Origin of the sequence: Donghicola mangrovi, assembly GCF_013377535.1 — a bacterium.
Classification (GTDB): domain Bacteria; phylum Pseudomonadota; class Alphaproteobacteria; order Rhodobacterales; family Rhodobacteraceae; genus Donghicola; species Donghicola mangrovi.
On record NZ_JABCJE010000016.1, the window covers coordinates 15,828 to 33,673 of the forward strand.

At 56.5% G+C, this 17,846-nt stretch carries 13 protein-coding genes and 3 pseudogenes; 4 read left to right on the forward strand and 12 right to left on the reverse strand.

All coding sequences use genetic code 11. From position 1 onward, the window contains the following. Window positions 1–5: 5 nt before the first annotated feature. The 3 genes from HJ536_RS19140 to HJ536_RS19150 all read right to left on the reverse strand — a co-directional run bounded on the left by HJ536_RS19140 (window position 6) and on the right by HJ536_RS19150 (window position 5,233). Window positions 6–2,204 (reverse strand): glycosyltransferase family 2 protein, encoded by a 2,199-nt coding sequence (locus HJ536_RS19140; RefSeq protein WP_177159018.1) that lies wholly within the window; start codon window positions 2,202–2,204, stop codon window positions 6–8. Then, on the reverse strand, window positions 2,194–3,999 hold the full coding sequence (locus HJ536_RS19145; RefSeq protein ID WP_177159019.1) for a glycosyltransferase family 2 protein: 1,806 nt from the start codon (window positions 3,997–3,999) through the stop codon (window positions 2,194–2,196). Before HJ536_RS19145 ends, HJ536_RS19140 begins: the two co-directional genes overlap by 11 nt. Window positions 4,000–4,072: 73 nt before the next feature. After that, window positions 4,073–5,233 carry a calcium-binding protein gene (locus HJ536_RS19150; RefSeq protein WP_177159020.1) on the reverse strand — a complete coding sequence of 387 codons (1,161 nt, stop codon included), beginning with the start codon at window positions 5,231–5,233 and terminating at the stop codon, window positions 4,073–4,075. A gap of 602 nt (window positions 5,234–5,835) precedes the next feature. Here HJ536_RS19150 and HJ536_RS21010 point away from each other — a divergent pair. Continuing rightward, window positions 5,836–6,167 (forward strand): annotated as a pseudogene (locus tag HJ536_RS21010) (IS3 family transposase); the annotation flags it as partial. A 96-nt stretch (window positions 6,168–6,263) separates the two neighbouring features. Here the strand turns inward: HJ536_RS21010 and HJ536_RS19160 are convergent. Beyond that, window positions 6,264–7,563: pseudogene (locus HJ536_RS19160) on the reverse strand (IS3 family transposase). Window positions 7,564–7,742: 179 nt separating this feature from the next. Here HJ536_RS19160 and HJ536_RS19165 point away from each other — a divergent pair. The 3 genes and pseudogenes from HJ536_RS19165 to HJ536_RS19175 all read left to right on the forward strand — a co-directional run. After that, a pseudogene (locus HJ536_RS19165) lies at window positions 7,743–7,967 on the forward strand (IS3 family transposase); the annotation flags it as partial. 40 nt (window positions 7,968–8,007) lie between these two features. Next, window positions 8,008–8,742: a pseudouridine synthase gene (locus tag HJ536_RS19170; protein WP_177159022.1), complete on the forward strand. Its 735-nt coding sequence runs from the start codon at window positions 8,008–8,010 to the stop codon at window positions 8,740–8,742. 235 nt (window positions 8,743–8,977) lie between these two features. Further along, window positions 8,978–9,523, forward strand: a complete 546-nt coding sequence (locus HJ536_RS19175; RefSeq protein ID WP_177159023.1) for a carboxymuconolactone decarboxylase family protein — start codon at window positions 8,978–8,980, stop codon at window positions 9,521–9,523. Here HJ536_RS19175 and HJ536_RS19180 read toward each other — a convergent pair. The 8 genes from HJ536_RS19180 to rsgA all read right to left on the reverse strand — a co-directional run bounded on the left by HJ536_RS19180 (window position 9,520) and on the right by rsgA (window position 17,823). Then, window positions 9,520–10,308: a DNA-binding transcriptional regulator gene (locus HJ536_RS19180; protein ID WP_177159024.1), complete on the reverse strand. Its 789-nt coding sequence runs from the start codon at window positions 10,306–10,308 to the stop codon at window positions 9,520–9,522. The genes HJ536_RS19175 and HJ536_RS19180 overlap by 4 nt on opposite strands. Before the next feature lie 38 nt (window positions 10,309–10,346). Further along, complete coding sequence (locus HJ536_RS19185; RefSeq protein ID WP_177159025.1) at window positions 10,347–11,189, reverse strand: fumarylacetoacetate hydrolase family protein; 843 nt, start codon at window positions 11,187–11,189, stop codon at window positions 10,347–10,349. 4 nt (window positions 11,190–11,193) lie between these two features. Next, window positions 11,194–12,684, reverse strand: a complete 1,491-nt coding sequence (gene mhpA, locus HJ536_RS19190; protein WP_177159026.1) for a bifunctional 3-(3-hydroxy-phenyl)propionate/3-hydroxycinnamic acid hydroxylase MhpA — start codon at window positions 12,682–12,684, stop codon at window positions 11,194–11,196. Window positions 12,685–12,686: 2 nt separating this feature from the next. Further along, entirely contained in the window at window positions 12,687–13,667 is a 981-nt protein-coding gene (locus tag HJ536_RS19195; protein ID WP_177159027.1) for a VOC family protein, read from the reverse strand. Between the two features lie 110 nt (window positions 13,668–13,777). Then, on the reverse strand, window positions 13,778–14,776 hold the full coding sequence (locus tag HJ536_RS19200) for a TRAP transporter substrate-binding protein (protein ID WP_177159028.1): 999 nt from the start codon (window positions 14,774–14,776) through the stop codon (window positions 13,778–13,780). 27 nt (window positions 14,777–14,803) lie between these two features. Then, window positions 14,804–16,105, reverse strand: coding sequence for a TRAP transporter large permease (locus HJ536_RS19205; protein ID WP_177159029.1), 1,302 nt, complete (start codon window positions 16,103–16,105; stop codon window positions 14,804–14,806). Then, entirely contained in the window at window positions 16,105–16,587 is a 483-nt protein-coding gene (locus HJ536_RS19210) for a TRAP transporter small permease (RefSeq protein ID WP_177159030.1), read from the reverse strand. Before HJ536_RS19210 ends, HJ536_RS19205 begins: the two co-directional genes overlap by 1 nt. 201 nt (window positions 16,588–16,788) lie before the next feature. Continuing rightward, entirely contained in the window at window positions 16,789–17,823 is a 1,035-nt protein-coding gene (gene rsgA, locus HJ536_RS19215) for a ribosome small subunit-dependent GTPase A (RefSeq protein ID WP_338082463.1), read from the reverse strand. Window positions 17,824–17,846 lie beyond the last annotated feature (23 nt).

Below are 17,846 nucleotides of genomic sequence, written 5' to 3' on the forward strand. Positions count from 1 at the left end.
TATTCCTAAATCCAGGCAGGCAAATCTACGTTCTTTTTTATCTTATTAGAACGGATGCTTGGTGCTCGATGTTGCGAACTTAAAGCCCGATACGGCATAGTATCTGTTGATAAGAGTGGATGAGAGAACGGGTCGTTCCAAATTACATCTCGCCAACGAAGCCTTAGATTATCTATTTCTCGGCGCATGCGATTGGCGGACGGGCTTCGAATTTCGGCACCACGGCTAACAGATTCAAAGTGTTGAACATAGCAATGAGGGCTGAAAATTACTCGATAATTAGCTTCTCTTAAGCGCAAGCAATAATCGACGTCATTAAAGTTCACGGCGAAAAGGGCTTCTTCAAATCCACCAAGAGCTTGGAACAATGACTTGCGAGTAAGCATCATAGCCCCAGTGACCGCACTGCATTCATGAGCTACGCGTAGCATTTCCCCGTACCCAGGGTCCCCTCGCATACGGTCCTCGAAAGCATGTATTGCTCCGCTATGCGGTCCGAGCACGACTCCACCATGCTGAATAATATCGGAGCCTCGCACCATGAGAGGTCCCACTGCCCCTACCGTTGGGTCGCTCAGACGACCACAGAGTTCCTCAAATACTCCCGCTTCTGGGAAAAACACGTCGTTATTCAGGAAGCAAAGCTGTTCATGGCGTGCATATTCAACTGCAAGATTGTTCATCTGCGAAAAGTTGAAGCCATCATCATATTCTAGAATGCGTACACCTTGAGCTTCAAGCTCTAGGAATATGGCTGCGGTCTTTTTGTCTTTTGAGCAGTTATCAACAACGATAATATCAAGATCATATGCTGCGTTGTTCGAGATCAGGCTTGAGATACATTTCTTCAGCATCTCACCTTCATCGCGTGTTGGGATGATTACGCTAATTGCATGGTCTTTTGATTCTCTGCTGATCTGAACAGCGGGAAATACAACACCCTCTAGCTCCACTATGTGAGTTGGATTTAGGGATGTGGCTAGAAAATCTTGCAAGACTTCTTTGTGTAAACTCGCAGAGCGATTAATCAAATCCTCCTTAAGAACACCTCCGGGATGTGGGATGTGAAGTATGCTGTCGGAGTCTAAATCCGTCATCATCTTAATAAAGAACTCGAACGATGATCTTGGATTGAAGGAAAGTATTTTGCCGACTTCGCAACTGGGAACAGCAAAGCACTGCGCAGCGTAGCCTTGTTCAAGCAGCCTCTCAAGATCGAAGGCTGGAAAGAGCATTGGGAAGTATACATCGCCCTTACACGCGCAGAGATCAAAGTAGGCAATGCCTAATGCCTCAGTTGGCAGCCATTGAAGAATGCCTCTGCTCGGGGTGACGGCTGAACTGCAAATAAGGCTCCAGTCGCTCTCTGGGATATCCCAAATCAACCCATCCGAGCCAAACCGAACTAGCTCTTCTGTAGAGATGATGGAGCTAGAGAGCCCTGAATATATGTCGCTATAGCAGGTGAGCGGGACACTGTTCTCGAGGATCCTGTCTAACGCCATGTCGGAGGCGCTCGTTTTTCGACGTCCATCAGCATCCAGCCAAGCGTTCCGCATGCTATTCGGGAATGCAAGAAAATCGACTGGGCTACCGTTGAGCGGCTGACCAGTCGAGGTTTCAACTCTTAGCTTTCTCGGGACGCCGTCTGCCAATTTTGGATCTACGAGCAGGTCAAATCCAACGCGCTGACCGTGCGGGCTGCGCGGGTTTCCAATATGCTGCCAGCGAAACATTCGCGATCGACCTACAACAGTATCCCCATCATAGGCTAAGATCTCATAAGAAGGATGCTCAGTGACTGCATCATTTAGATATCCGGTCAGCGTCAGACCATTCGCATGACGAACATGGCCGAGCGGGAACCGCCCATCTACATCCCACCACTCTGTGTGGTCTGATAGGCAGATGTCGCAAACTATGTGATCAGTGTTGATAACTCTAATAGAGAGCCTGTCTTTTTTCTCAAAAAAAGCTTTATTCAGATTGAATTCAAATGCGCAATCTCTGGGAATGCGATCTAAATTCATCTCGGTATCCTTGAAGCTCAAATCTTCAAAGTATTCGTCTGCATAGTACGTACCGAACAGTATATTATTGTGATACAGGCCAACTGCCCAACGGACACCTTGGGATTCAGTGTCAATGACATATCCCCGGATATATCCTGGCTTGTAGAATTCTACGTTCGATTCAAGCTGCATCTTGGCGCACCCCCAGTAACCTTAGGGCGATTTCTTCAAAATCGTTTACTGACTTCTGCGACGAGTTTTTTAGATCCAAGTAAGCTATTGGCTCCACTTCAGTGCCCCATAGGGTCAACTGTGAAAACTCTCTTAAATATTGTAAATGTATCACTTTTGGGGATCGTAACTTTTGCGCGCCAACCTCAGCTACATCTTCAGGAAGAACTATGATTTCTGAAAATGGCTTGGAGTAAAATACATCATCGACTTCCCCTAATACGGGAATGACAACTTTATCGATCAAATCAATTTCTCTTATTATCTGCGGCTTTAGAGCATCATCCCCAGAGTGCTTTCGGGGCCGCCAACTAGTGGAGGCCATAAGATGTGATCTATAAATCTTCAGAGGATCGATCAGTGCGTATCGAGCGTAGGCTTGATGATGAAATGGATATTTCCTGGAAAGAATTAGGCCATTCTTCGAAATGAGATTTTTCTTTTCCTCTCCAAAAGTCACACCACCAACATGACCAATAAAGCAATCTACCGCTGCGAGGTGGCGATAGCCTTTCGCGGATGCTCTAATGCAAAAGTCCACTTCCTCGTAGTATCCGGCGCCAAAATCCTCCGAGAGAAAGCCCGTGTCGTGTAAGCATTTCTCAGAAATCATCATGGCAAAGCCGTTTCCGTTCAAAACATCAACGGAGATTCCGGCGTTTTGCTTGTACGCTAACTTGGCCAATTCCTCGACTGTCGCCGGTGAGGGCATCTTATAAGCTGTCAGAGGCTCGGGAACTGAGAAGCTTCCCGCGTTATTGGAAAGCGGCGTTACAGTTCCCACATCAGGTTCATTCAAGTGCTCTAGCATTCGCGAAAGCGTGTGCTTGGGCAGATACGTGTCAGAGTTCAAAAGCAAGACAGGACCCGTTCCGATTGAGCGAAGCCCCAAGTTTACTGCCCCTACAAATCCAAGAGATCTTGGGGAGTGGACGACTGTAACTCTGCGATTTTCAGACACTGCTCGTAGGAGCTTTTCTGTTGAGCGCTCCCTCGATGCGTCGTTCACGATAACCAGCCGAACCTTTGCGGTGCGCTTCAGTTCTTTCAAGACACTGTCCAAGCAGCGCTCAAGCACCTTACCGCCGTCATGAACAGGCATGATAATCCAGAGGCGGCTTCTCTTCTTAGACCCGGCCCCTATCAATGCTGGGTCCAGTTCTACGAATGGCAGGACCGTAATGCTTTTCTCTCGTGCGCCAACTTCTATCTGAACGATCCGCTCGGCATCGGTTCCTTTGGCAACATAATGATCCTGCGCGACAATATATTGATCCCCACTTCGATGTGCTCCGAGGACCTCTGGGAAATCACCCTCCTCACGAGGTGTGATTTTGGCCTGCTCTCCGGCGGGAAAAACAAGGGTAATCCGATCTACAACCTTCAATGGCGTTTGCAGGATCAGCGGCAAACGTTCTGGTAATAAAAACCGTATCGCTGCTTTACGATGAGATGGCAGACTGACTTCCGACAACAGGATCTGAACCGCTATGTCGTGAGTTTGCTCCGGCCGCTTTTCTTGGCCAAGCGCGCAAGCGATAACTTGAATATCGGGGTCAGCTCCTTCTAGCAGCCGCGCACTGTCTATATCTTCCAGAGCCTCAGCTGTTTTCCCCAGCTTAGAAAGAATGCGCGCACGCAGCATCAGGTCACGCGCAGAAAGCTGCTTCGTATCCTTGTGAACCTGATGAAAGCAAATCAATGCTCTGAGGTACTGGCCCTTTTTAAACAGGCTCAAAATATGGGCCGTGTCCATTACACCACATGATTATTTAAAATAAAAAGAAGAGCGAGGCCGAAGCCTCGCTCTGATTTTTGAAAGACACAGCTTATGCGTCGGTGTCCATATCGTCTTCAAAGACGAATTCCTCTACCGAAACGAAGGCGAACACATTGCCATTTTCGAAAGCGATAGTCGTAATGGTATCGGGTTGATAGTCAATGTATGCATCTGCAGAGCTACCGGCGATATAAACGACATCGTAGCCACCGTTACCGTCAACCCAGACTTGGTCATCACCGTCTGCCGATACATAGAAGGTATCGTCGCCACGGCCGCCATACATCTCATCGTTGCCCGAACCACCGTAGAGGGTATCGTTACCAGCGCCGCCATCTAGGACGTCGTCACCGTTATCGCCATACAGGAGATCGTCTCCACCTCCAGCACGGATCCAGTCATCACCGTTGCCGCCATAGAGCGTATCGCTGTCGGCGCCGCCATTCAACTCGTCATCGCCACCGCCGCCTTCGATCCAATCGTTGCCAGCGTCACCGTTCAGAGTGTCGTCACCCAAACCGCCGTACAGCGCGTCATCGTCGCCGCCACCGTTAAGCAGGTCTTCACCGTTCATACCAAACAGAGTGTCATTTGCCGAGCCGCCACCAAGTTGGTCGTCACCGTTGCCGCCGTCCAACATATCGTGGCCATCGCCACCCCAAAGGGTATCGTTCCCGCCGTTACCGTAGAGCTCGTCGGCACCTTTTTCGCCACGAACAACGTCGTCGCCAGCGCCACCCTTCAGGGTGTCATTACCATTGCCGCCGAGCAGGGCGTCGTCGCCCTTTGCCCCAAAGGCAAAGTCTGCACCACTACCGGCGTCTACTTTATCCGAACCCGCACCGGCCAGAATTTCGTCATCACCGGCATCAGATTTAATGACGTCATCACCCGCGCCGCTGGCAACAACTGCGTCAGGAATATCGGTCCCTTTAGCGCCAGTCGATCGAAGATCGATAACGTTGTCATCGGAGTTACCTGTTGTCGTAGCCGTACCCGAGCCAACAACTTCAGTAGTGATGGTGCCATTACCATTGTCACGCACGACGAGATCGGCATCCTCGGGGACTGCATCACCAGGATTAAGTACAACTACAGTTGTACCGTCACCCAAATCTTCCAGAATATTCGCGACCAGATCCTCACGGATACCCAATTCGTCCAGCCCAGCAGCTACGGCTGAGGTATTGCTATATTCATCGACCGCCATATCGAGTTCCTATATAATTAAATTACACTTACATTATTTGGAATCAAACAGGGCACGAAAAAAACAAAAAAGGATTCCCTATGGGGGAGTATTAATTAGATATTTGCAAAATCGCAATGACCTTCTATTGGGGAGATAAGAAATGTTTTTATTATCAGCGAAATTCGATGGTAAGGATTTCCATGACGATCAAAAATCGATCACAGCTAGTTAGATCGGGATGAATCCATTGCATAAATCGACGGCGCTTCAAGGTTCCCATTATCCCAGACGGCCTCATTGCACGGTCCCTGAGGCAGGTTCGCCTAGTGAAGTGTCGCCGTTCACGATGGCGATGCTGACCTCAATCTCGGCGACTTGAAGTCAAAGGTACTGTGGCATGAGGCGCCAGTTCGGGAGCTTCACACATTTTATCCTCGTCTCGACGCAGCTCTGCTGGTGGTATCCGCTCCAATGTCGCAGCGAGGCTCGGTCTAGGTATTTGAAGTGCATTGAATAGCCCCGTGTATTGTGGGCGCCTTCTTCGCTAATTTTGAGGCAAGGCGGCGATGATGGGCACTGGTTTTTTCGAAGACGAGTTCAAGCATGTCCTTGTCTAGCAAATCACCGAACGGGGCTTTCCCGAGAAGGCGGCTTCGGAGCGGTTGGGTGTGAGCACGCATTCTCTCTATGCGTGCAAGCGCAAATTTGCGAAGCCGGTGTCAGGCGACAGCGAGAAGGACGCCGAGATCCGTCGTCTGAAGCGCGAGCTTCTGCGTGTGACAGAGGAGCGGGATATCTTAAAAATGGGCGAGCCAGTGCCCGCCTTAGGTCCGAGGACAATGGCGAGCGCGTATTTCGCCAGGGATGCAACGTGAGATACGCGTTCGTTGCCGAGCATCGCGGACTATTCTCGCTTCGGGCGATGTGCCGCTGCCCGCGGATCCAGCCCAGTGCGCTCTGAGCTACTCCCCATCTATTGGACAGGATCTGGCGTAAATTAAGCTACTCTTTGCACCTGCAGATCCGGTTTGCTGATATTATTTCTCTGTCAATATACCAGCGCCGATGGCCTGCCGTCCAAAACAGAATTCGGGCGCCGGTGATTGTAGAAGGTCATCCATTTCCGAATGGCCGCTTTCGTCTCTGATCCGGTTTCCCAAGCATGCAGGTAGACGCATTCGTATTTCAGGGTGCGCCAGAGCCTCTCGATGAAGATGTTGTCCGCTGCCCGGCAATGGTTTGCCTGCAAACCATGAGAGGGGAGGAACCGGCCTTTCCCTTCCATTCACTGCCCGGCAGGGCATTGCATAGCAATGTCCCGAGAGGGGATATCCGCACGCCAGATCGCCGCAACCGATCCGTCCAGGCAAAGGATGTGAACTGGGATCCTTGATCGGTATTCATTATCTCGGGCGGCCCGAACTTGTGGATGGCCTCGTTCAGCGCGTCAACACAGAAGTCCGCCTCCAGTGTGTTCGAGATCCGCCAAGACAGAACCTTGCGGGTATGCCAGTCCATGATCGCCACCAGGTAGAGGAACCCGCGCCGCATGGGCAGATAGGTGATGTCTGAATACCCATTGCCCGTCAGGGTCATGCGCAGCATGATCCCGAGAGGGAGACCTGGTTTGGGCGTTCTACCCGCAGACCTCTGAGCAGGTAGGGATAGGTTTTGTGGCCCTTCGCCGAACTACTCGTGTTGGGCTTCTGGTAAATCGGCATCAAGCCCATCAGCCGCATTAGTCGCCGGATGCGCTTCTCGTTCACCATCTGGCCGTCATTGCGCAGATGCCAGGTCATCTGCCGAACGCCGAAGATTGGGGTCTCCAAGAACGGCTCGTCGATCTGCCGCATCAGGTCGAGGTTCTGTTCGGTCTCGCCCTTCGACTCGTAGTAATAGGATGAGCGTACGATCGACAGCAGCTTGCATTGCGGGCCGATGGACAAGTTCGGATGGTTCGGCTCGATCATGTCACGCCTCACTTCCCTCCCCAAGGCTTCAGCTTTCGCTCCAAGAAGAATTGGCCACCGTCTCGCCATTGTCTCTCGGACCAATGGCGTCCCAATGGCTCGATCCCCAATCTTGGCGTGAAGTTCCTTCACCTGCTCTGCGTCAATCGCAGCCTTCTTGCTGCTCCCGTGCTCGAACACGCCAGAAGCGCCTTTGAGTAGAGCGCGTTTCCACTGATGGATCATTAGTCGCCTCTCGGTGTTTGCTTCGCAATCACCTGCCGGTAACAGATTCACACAAAACCGGCTCGCAAGCTCGGCGGCCGTCTCCTCACCCTTTAGGGCTTCCAGCGCGACCTTCGCCTTGAACTCAGGCGCATGCTGTTTCCGCTTCGACATCTCTGATCTCCTTCTCGTCGAAGACTAGCAGACTGCAAGTAGTAGCTTATGTCTGTGTCCGAATTTCGGTGGGCAGCTCAGTCCTGATTCACTCGGATAGCCATACAATTGGTGCCCTTCTAAGAGTCACGCGGCGGTCTGTGACCGATTGATCTGCTTCTGGCGATGCATGATGATGCCGAAGAGGTAATTGCCAGGATAACGCCGTTGCCGAGAGCTTCTTCAACTCGCTCAAGCGCGAGCGGATCAGTCGGCGAACCTACCGAACGCGCGCAGAAGCAAGGCTGGATGTGTTCGATTACATTGAGATGTTCTACAACCCGAAACGCCAGAACGCACACAATGGAATGCTGTCACCAATTGAGTTCGAACGGCAGCAGAAACTGAACAACAAAGGCGTCTAAGAAACGCGGTGCTATTCAGCTACATAAGGAATGACTTGCTATGGCTAAGACCCCAACATCTCGCGTCGACAAACTGCTTTCTTCGATGGGCTATGGCTCGCGCAAGGAAATGGCACGTTTGGCGATTGCGGGGGGCATCACTCTGGACGCAGCCCCGCTTTTGGATGTCAGCGGGCGTATCCCTGTAACGCCGGATCTGCCAGAGCGCATGATGGTTGACGGCGATCCGGTTGATCCCATCCCGGGCATGGTCATTCTTTTGAACAAGCCCTTGGGCGTGACCTGTTCGCACAAGGAAGTCGGAAAGCTGGTCTATGACCTGCTGCCCACGCGATGGAGGCGGCGTACTCCGGCGATCTCGACCATTGGCCGCTTGGACAAGCAAACGTCGGGCCTTTTGTTGCTGACCGATGACGGCGATCTGCTTCACCGGGTCATCAGCCCCAAGCGCCACGTCAAGAAGATCTATCGCGCCAAGTTGGCCCGCCCGCTCGATGGCAGCGAAGGCGAACAGTTTGCTTCGGGCCGCATGATGCTGGAGGGTGAGGATAAGCCGCTGGCGCCTGCCGAACTGGAGGTCGCCTCGGAAACCGAAGCCCTGCTTTCTGTAACCGAAGGTCGATATCATCAGGTGCGCCGCATGTTTGCAGCCACCGGAAACCACGTCGAGGAACTGCACCGCGAAAGCATGGGCGGCCTGTCGCTGCCTGATAGCTTGGCACCCGGTCAGTGGAAGTTGCTAAGCGAAGACGAGATCGTCATGATCTTTCAGTAAAGGGAGTGGCTGTTGCCCGCCGCTCGCGTCCTTGGTGCTTGCATTTATGTGCCAAAGTTAAACGTTTGCAAAGATGCGTCAATGACTCTCCTACTCTGTGTTGGCGGTATGGGGGCAGAGCAGGACGACACAATACCCGCTCCACCGACCTGTTCGGCAGATGGACGAGGCGTTTCAAATACCTTGCAAGCTGTCGCTCTTCCGAGGAACCTCCTGAGCAAAGCGGAGAAAGACCTTGAAGCAATCAAATACCCCGATCGGCCCTCTGACAGACGATCTCTGGCCTGAAGAGATTTCGGATCTAAAGCAAGGCTTTGCGGGCGCGTTGAACGTCTATCGAACGATGGCGCATCATCCCGCGCTTACGCGGGCGTGGGCGAATTTGCGGCAACACATTGTCAAGGACACCAGCCTTGGTCTGGAGCGGTCCGAAGTGGTTATCTTGCGGACGGGCGTGCGTTTGGGGTCGGCCTATGAATGGGCGCATCACGTGTCGCGGGCGCGGGCTCTGGACTTTTCCGATGACCGTATCCGTGCCATTCGCGAGGCGCCCGCTGGTGAAGATGCCCTGCTGACCCGTGCTGTGGATGCGATCTTCGATGATCATAAGCTGCCCGCAGAACTAGAGGCAGAGTTGCGCCAAACCATCGGCAAGGCCGGTGTATTTGATCTGATTGCGACCGTCGGGTTTTACTCGGTCCTGGGCACCATATTGATGACCTATGACGTGCCGATTGACGACAATATCCGCGCCGAATTGGTCGCCAACCCCATTGATTAATCGGGCAAGGTGCCTGCGATGCGTTTCGCGATTTCCTTTAGCGGAGCCGCGAATTCTGTCACGGCCTTGCCAGAGCTCATGGCGGTCCGGATCCAGATCATCGACACGCATCCCAGAACATTCCCCGCAGACATGATGGGCACCGCGATCGAGGATGTCTGGGGGTTGAACTCTCCGCTGTCGCGGATGGCGACGCCGGTCGCCCTTGATCGCTCGAAGAGGCCATCGAGCCAACGTTGCTGCAGGAAAACGCGGTCCTCTGGATCATCCATCCTGATCAGATGGTCGAGGATCAGACTGCGTTCGGACGCCGAACAGAATGAGAGATAGGCGCGGCCCGCAGAGGTCCGCAGCATCGGCAGCCGATACCCTGTCATGCCTCGGTCAATCGACAGGGGGGATCGCCCGTGGGTGGTTTCCTGAATGACCATCGCGGCGTTGTTGTAAACGGTCAGGTCCAAAGGCCACACAAGTTGCTGCGAATAATCCGCAAAGATCGGTCCCGCCGCCTGCGAAATCTCTGAAGTCAGCGCATAGCCATCCCCAAGCGACGCGGCGAGCCGTGTTACACGCACATAGTTCGACGTGGCTGAAAACGCGACGTAACCCATCTCCTCAAGCGTTTCGAGCAGGCGGTACACCGTCGGACGCGGCAGGCCCAAGGCTTTGGCGATCTCGGCGGGGCGGCTTTCACCGGATTTGTTCACGTAGCTCAGCACGGCAAGACCCCGCGCGAGAGATCGCACGGCGTTCGATTTGGTTTTGTCAGAGCGCGCATCAGTCATTGGGGAACAGTCTCATACACGCTCTGACTGTGCCAGCCTCAGGCTTCGGCGACCACGGGATTGCGCAGGATACCGACGCCAGAGACCTCGATTTCGCAGACATCGCCGTCTTTCATGAACAGGGGCGGTTCGCGGCGGGCACCGACGCCGCCGGGGGTGCCAGAGACCAGAACGTCACCGGGCAACAGCGGCAGGATGGTGCTGCAATAGGCGATCAGACGGGGGATCGAGCAGACCAGCATGTCCAGCGTGGTGTCTTGCATGACCTCGCCGTTCAGGCGGGTTTGCAGGCGCATCTTGGTGTGATCCTCGATCTCGTCTGCAGTGGTCATCCACGGGCCAAAGCCGCCGGTGCCAGCAAAGGTCTTGCCCGGCATGAACTGATGGGTGTGCTTCTGCCAATCGCGGACCGAGCCATCGTTGTAACAGGCGTAACCCGCAACATGGTCCATCGCGTCCGCTTCGGAAATGCGGCGGCCTTCTTTGCCGATGATGACCGCGACCTCGCCTTCGTAGTCGAATTTGTCGGATTCCAGCGGCTTGATCAGAGGTTGGTTGTGCCCGATCTGAGAGCCCGCAAAGCGCGCGAAGAGCACCGGGTTGGGGGTTTCTTCGCGACCGGTTTCTGCGATGTGCGCGTGGTAGTTCAGACCAACGCAGATGATCTTGTCCGGGTTGGGAATGACCGGTTCATGGATCACATCGTCAAAGGCATAGTCCGCCTCCGCGCCAGTCAGGGCTTCAGCCTCGGACATCTGGCCCGAGGCCAGAAAGTCCCGCAGGGTCGCTGCATCAAAGCGTTTGCCCAGATCGACGATACCCGCATCGGTGACAAGACCATAGGACGCCACGCCGTCTTTCTTAAAAGAACATAGTTTCATGAGGTTAAGCCATTTCCGGTTGTTGTGTTGTGATGGGATTGGGCAGGACGCGCAGCAGCAACGCCTGCAATTCTTCGGCGGTATCGGCACCGCCAAGCGTATGTCTGTCGGGGCGCAAGACGGTGGCCTTGGCCCCAAAGCGGGCCAGATGGTCTGCCGCGTTCGACTGTTCAGTCGTGACTAACGCAACATGGTTCGGCAGGGTCAGCCCCTCGGCCAATGTGGCATCCGCGACCACGACGAACTGATGGGGATAGACATCGTCCATCCGCTGACCGTCCGCCATGCGCGGCTGGCCGAACAGACGACCTGCTTGCTCGGTGTCATCGCCAAGACCCGGACCAATCGGGGGCGCAATACTTTCCATCCGCGCCGACCCATCACCCGCGGGCAGCGCCGCGCGCAGGGCCTCTTCGGTGCCAGCGGTGTTGATCAGGCCGCCAAGGCGCACGGCGGTTTTAATGTATTCGGCAGCGTTGGGTTTGCGCTCGCTCTCGTAGGTGTCGAGCAGCTGGTCCGGATCAGCGACCAGCCCTTTGCAGGCCAGCGCCAGTTTCCAATAGAGGTTCGCCACGTCCCGAGTGCCTGCGCACATGCCTTGGCCCATAAAGGGCGGTGTTTGGTGGCACGCATCGCCAGCAAGGATCAGACGGCCCTTGCGCCAATCGTTGGCCACCAGCGAATGGAAGGTATAGACAGCGGTGCGTTCCAACTCGGCCTCGTCGGGGGTCAGCCAGTCGGACAGCAGTTCCCACACGCGATCGGGCTTGGCGATGTCAAAGCTGTCCTCATCGGGCAGGACGGTGATCTCCCAACGGCGGCGCAGTCCGGGGGTGCGCACATAGGTGGCGGGGCGCTCTGGCACGCAATACTGGATCGAGTGATCGCCCAAATCGGGCTTGTCCTGATGCAGGATCACATCGACCACCAGCCAGCGTTCGTGGAAGCCATAATCCTCCATATCGCTCTCGATGTAGCGGCGGACCAAGGACCGTGCCCCGTCACAGCCGACCACGTATTTCGCCGTCACATGCTCGACCTTGCCACGGGACATATCTTCGAAGCGCAGGGCCACCTGATCGCCCTGATCCTCGATATGGAAGACCTCGCAGCGGGTGCGGACGGTGACTTCGGGGCGCTGGCTCATATGGGCGCGCAGCACCTCTTCGAGATCGGGCTGGTGGAACCGGAAGTTCGCGCGCCAGCCTTGGGGGCCTTCGCCCTGAGGGCGGGGCCAGTCCAGCAGCAGATTGCCCTGTCCGTCAACGAACCGCATACCGGGGTGAATGGCGGTCTTGGGCTCCATCTGGTCCGCAATCCCGATCCATTGGAAAACGCGCATGACTTCGGCGTCGAAATGAACGGCGCGGGGCAAATGGTAGTGGGCGCCTTCACGCTCTAGCACCAGTGTTTTCAGGCCGCATTGTCCCAGCAGATGGGCCAGAGTGGCCCCGGCCGGACCGTAGCCCACAATGGCAACGTCGTAATGGTCCATCGTCAATTTCCCTGTTTCGCAAGTTCAGAATAGAGCCACGGGCACTCGGCCACCGGAGGCGAGCGGCGTCCCCGCGCAGCCGCATCCAGCCGCATGTCCCGCAGGCGTTTGCGCCCGCCTTCTTCGGTTAGATACAGGCGCTCGTGTCCCCAGAAGCTGGGGCCATCGTGGGTCTCGTGGGGCTCCCATGTGGCGGGATCGATCAAACGCCCGCCCCAGCCGTTCTCGACAAAGAAACCCGATGGCGAGTTGGCGTAGTAAGAGGTCATGTAATCGTTGGTGTGACGGCCAAGGGTGTAGGCGACGCGCCCCTCGTCCTGCTGTGCCAGATCAAAGCCTTGGCCCACGTCATCAAGGTTCTGGAACTCGACCATAAAGTGGTGAAAACCCAGTTGCCCCGAGCCGACCATGGCAAAGGAATGGTGCCGTTCATTCAGGTGAAAGAAGTACAGCCCATAGGGTTGCAGCCCGTAATCCGAGACGTGGAAATCCAAGAGGTCGCGATAGAAGGGCATCATCACGTTGATGTCTTTGACGTGCAACACCGCATGACCCATGCCCAAGGGTCCGGTTTTGAAACCGTCGATGGGGCGGCCCGGTACGAAGGGATCATTGGCGATCATCGGGGCGTGGAACAATTCCACCCGATTGCCGCCGGGATCTTCGAACCAGATCAGGTCCCCGACAAAGCGGCGGTCGGCCAGCTCTTTGGTGCCAAGTTGGACAGGAACACCCGCCGCATCCAGCCGCGCAGCGTACATCTGCAGGTCGTCCTTGTGCTCGACCTCAAAGCCCAGAAAGGCCAGCGTTTCGCCCGCCTCGTCTGACACCAAGAGGCGCTGCACTTTGTCGTCCATGCGGAAGGCCACTGCTTTGCCGCCGCGGTCGATCTTCTGCATTCCCAAAAGCTTGCCCGCGAAATCGCCCCAGTCGTCCAGCTTGTCAGAGCGCACACCGAGATAGCCCAGAGCATTGATTGCCATGGTCGTCTCCATCATTTGTTAAGGAATGCCCCAGATTAGACCGCTTGCTGCGGCCGCCTGAGGCGCAATCCCCGCCGGTCCGGTGGGCGGACAGGCGGGGTGCTGTGCCCTTAGTCGCCGACGACTTCGTGGGCGCGGGCCAAGGCCGCTGCCGCAGCTTCGGGGTCGGTTTGCTGACCAACCCACGTGTCAGCCGCATTGGTAAAGGCCGCGGCCCATGCCTGCATTGCGTCACTGTCCGGATCGACAAAGGTGACCTTGTCGTCCGCGCGGAAGGCCGCTTCGACCTCGGCGTCGGTGTCGTCGACAACACCGGCGATCCACTCTGCGGTCGCGCGGCCAGACATGCTGTCGATCACAGCTTTGTCCGCGTCAGACAGGCTGTTGTAGGTGTTCTTGTTCATCAGGATCGACATCGGCTGCGCCATAAAGCCTGCCGTGGTCACGTAGGGCGCGACCTCGTTCAGGCGGAAGGTGCGATAGGCGTCCATCACCCAAACCGCGCCGTCCACAACACCGCGCTCAAGGTTCTCGTAGACCTGCGGGGCGGGGACACCCACGCCCGAGGCGCCGACCATATCAAACAGGTCCGACCCGAATTTCGAGGGCGAGCGCAGCTTTTTGCCCTTCAGATCCTCGGGCATCATGGCGGCCGCATCGGTCATCAAAAAGCGATAGGCAGGCGTGCTGAAGACCGCGATCACCTTGTAATCTCTGTATTCCGCGTCCAAAGCGCCATCCTCGGCCAGCGTGTTCAGGATGTTTGCGCCCTCTTTACCATTTGCGACAAGGCCGGGGATTTCGACCACGCCCGTCATCGGGAAAACGCCCGGCGTGTAGGTCGGCACCACCAACGCCACATCTGCCACGCCCGCCTTCACAAGATCGGCCTGCGCTGGCGGAGCGCCGAGGATCGAGCCGGGGTAAAGCTTGAACTTGGCATCATCCGACAGCTTTTCATTCACCTGATCGATCCAGGGCTGAAGGACTTTGGACGAATAGAACCCTTGCGCCGGCTCAAAGGACGACACGCGCATTTCGCGGGCTTCAAGGGTGGTGGCAGCAAGCGCCAGAGCAAGTGTGCCCGTAGAAGTCAGAAGTTTAAGCATAGTTTCCTCCCATGAATGTATGCTTGTTCAAATGGCGTGGTGCGGCAGCCAGATCACGATCGCGGGGATGGCGATAATGATCAGGACGCGGATCAGATCGGCGATGACAAAGGGGGTCGCCCCTTTCCACAACTCGGTCAGTTTGATGTCCGGCTGGACGGTTTTCAGAACGAACAGGTTCATGCCGACGGGCGGTGTGATCAGGCCCATCTCGACCACCATGACGGCGAAGATTCCGAACCAGACCAGATCGATCCCCGCCGCCTGCGCCACCGGCACAAAGAGCGGTACCGTCAGCAGCAGCATCGCCAGACTGTCCATCAGCGTCCCCAGCGCCAGATAGATCGCCAGCATCAGCAGGATCACCATCAGCGGTTGGTCCAGAATGCCCGCGAACATGCCGGTCAGGGAAAACGGCAGGCCGGAAAGCGTCAGAAAAAAGTTGAACAGATTGGCCCCGATCAGCACCAGATAGAGCGCCCCGCAGGTCATAGCGGTGTCCATGAGGGCGGAAACCAGACTGCTCAGGCTTAGGCGGCGGGATAGGACCCCGTAAGCCAGAACAACGGCGGCACCTATGGCGGCGGTCTCGTTCGCGGTGAAGACGCCAGAATAGAGCCCGCCCATGATGATCCCGAAGATCCCCACCGGCGGCAGGAGCTCGGCCCAAGCCGCGCGCCGTTCCTGACGGTTTGCCCGCGTCCGCTGAGGGGCCGAGGACCAGCCCATCCAAATCGGAACCCAAATCGCCAGACAGTAGAGCAGAACCGCGATGGTAATCGGGCCAGCCGTGGCCAGAAGCAGCTCGCGGATCGATTGTTCGGCGATGAAGGCATAGATCACCAGAACCGTTGAGGGCGGGATCAGAATGCCCAGAGTGCCCCCCGCGGCAACGGATCCAGCGGACAGGGAACGGGAATACCCCGCCTCTTGCATTTCCGGCAGGGCAATCCGGCCCATGGTGGCAGTGGTCGCCAGTGAGGAGCCCGAGATCATGCCGAAACCGGCCGAGGCACCGATCGTCGCAAGGGCGAGGCCCCCGCGACGATGGCCAATCAGAACCGACATCGACTGGTAAAGCTTGGAAGACAGGCCACAATTCGCCGCGACGTTCCCCATCAGGACGAACAGCGGCAGCATCGTCAGGGTATAGTTGGTCAGGCTGTCCCAAATCGTCGTTGCGCCGATGGCCATGGCCCCTTCGGACCCGATAATCAGGCCAGAGCCAACAATCCCGACCAGCCCCAATGCGACCGCCACGGGTACTTCGAGAAAGATCATGGCGATGGCTGCAGCGAACCCCAGCCCTCCGAGGAAAAGCCCGTCCATCAAGCCTCTCCCTGTCCGCGGAGCGTTGAAACGAGCCCATAGGCAGCCGCAATGACCGCAAGCCCCAAGGTCACCGCCACCACGATCAGCGCCATATCCAATGGCAAGCCAAGGTCGGGCGTGGTCTGGGGCCCGCCAAGTTTCTCGAGCGCATTGCGCCCCATGATCCACGCCAGAAGCGCAGCGAAAATCAGCGATGTCGCGGTGCTCACGATCCCGAGGGGGCGGCCAAAGCGCGTAGGCGAGAGTTCAGACAGAAGCTTTGCCGTCACATGGGCGCGGTAGAGATACCCGATGGGCATGGACAGCAGGGCCCCAAGGCCAATCGACAACGACGTGAGCTCGATCGCGGCAGGAACATTGGTGCCAGAGGTCGCCCGCAGGATCACATCGCTGACCGTCACCGCCGTCCCAAAGATGAAACAGACCCCGGCAGAGAGCAGAAAACCCGTCGCAAAAAGCTTTTTGGGATGCTGAGCCATTATGCTGCCGCCCTTGGGCGCGCATAGGGGCTGGATGGGCAGATCGCCCTTGTTTTATTGCTCATAACGTCCTCCCTACTTGGAGGCAGTTATCCGCGGGGCATCAGTCCAAAGGTATGTTTTTCCCACATCTGTCCGCCAGGCGGACATCTTTGCTTCGGCGTTCAGGTAAGGCGTAGGGGAACTTTCGCCTTTGTGAATTTAGCGATGTCGGCCCCGTGCAGAGGTTTTCTTGTTCCCGCGTGCGCCGGTCACGACGGGCGTATTCTGCTGGTTCTCTTCGCGCAGTTTGCTCCACCGAGACAGGCGCGCGGGATCCAGCGTGCCTGCCTTGACTGCGGCTTGGACCGCGCATCCGGGTTCATGCTGGTGGGTGCAATCGCGAAACCGGCAATCGGGGGCCAGTTCGGTGATCTCGGCAAACAGCTCATCTAGGCCGGTCGACAGATCGCTTACGTGGAGGGTCCGCATCCCGGGGGTGTCGATGACCCACGCGCCGCCTTCGATTGTGTGCAACGAGCGGGAGGTCGTGGTGTGCCGCCCTTTCGCGTCATCTTCGCGGATGCTGCCGGTTGCCTGCGCATCCTCTTCTGATTTGCGGGCCAACGTGTTGAGCAGCGTTGACTTGCCCACGCCCGACGATCCGATCAGCGCCACGGTCTGTCCGGCACTGCACCAAGGGGCGAGGGCGGCGATCGCATCCTGTGACTTTCCGTTGATCGGGACTACTTGCAACCCCCGTTGCAATCCCGCGGCTGTGCGTTCGAAGGCGGTCACATCGGGGGTCTGGTCCACCTTGGTCAAGACGATCACGGCACCGGTTCCGGCTTCGTTGGTCAGGGCCAGATAACGCTCCAGTCGGGCCGGATTGAAATCGTCATTGCAGGAGGTGACGATGAACACCGTATCCACGTTGGCTGCGATCAGTTGCAGCTGGCGCGCGCCGACCGTCTGACGTTGAAGCAGGGAATGACGCTCTAGCAGGCGGGAAATCTGGAGGCCGTCAGGATCGGCTAGAACCCAGTCCCCGACAGCGAAATTGGCCGTCGTCATCCCCGCAGGCAGGCTGAGTTTGGCGCGCCCGCCCACGCGAAATGCCGTCATCGTCGAGCGATGCACGGCCGCGATGCGCATGGCCTCAAGGCCTGCGTCATCGGGGCCGAGTTGGTCTTGCAGGACAGGCGTCCAGCCAAGCGCATGCAATGCTGCGGGGATATGAGGGTCTTGCTTTTCCACGACGTCCTGAATGATCGGATTGG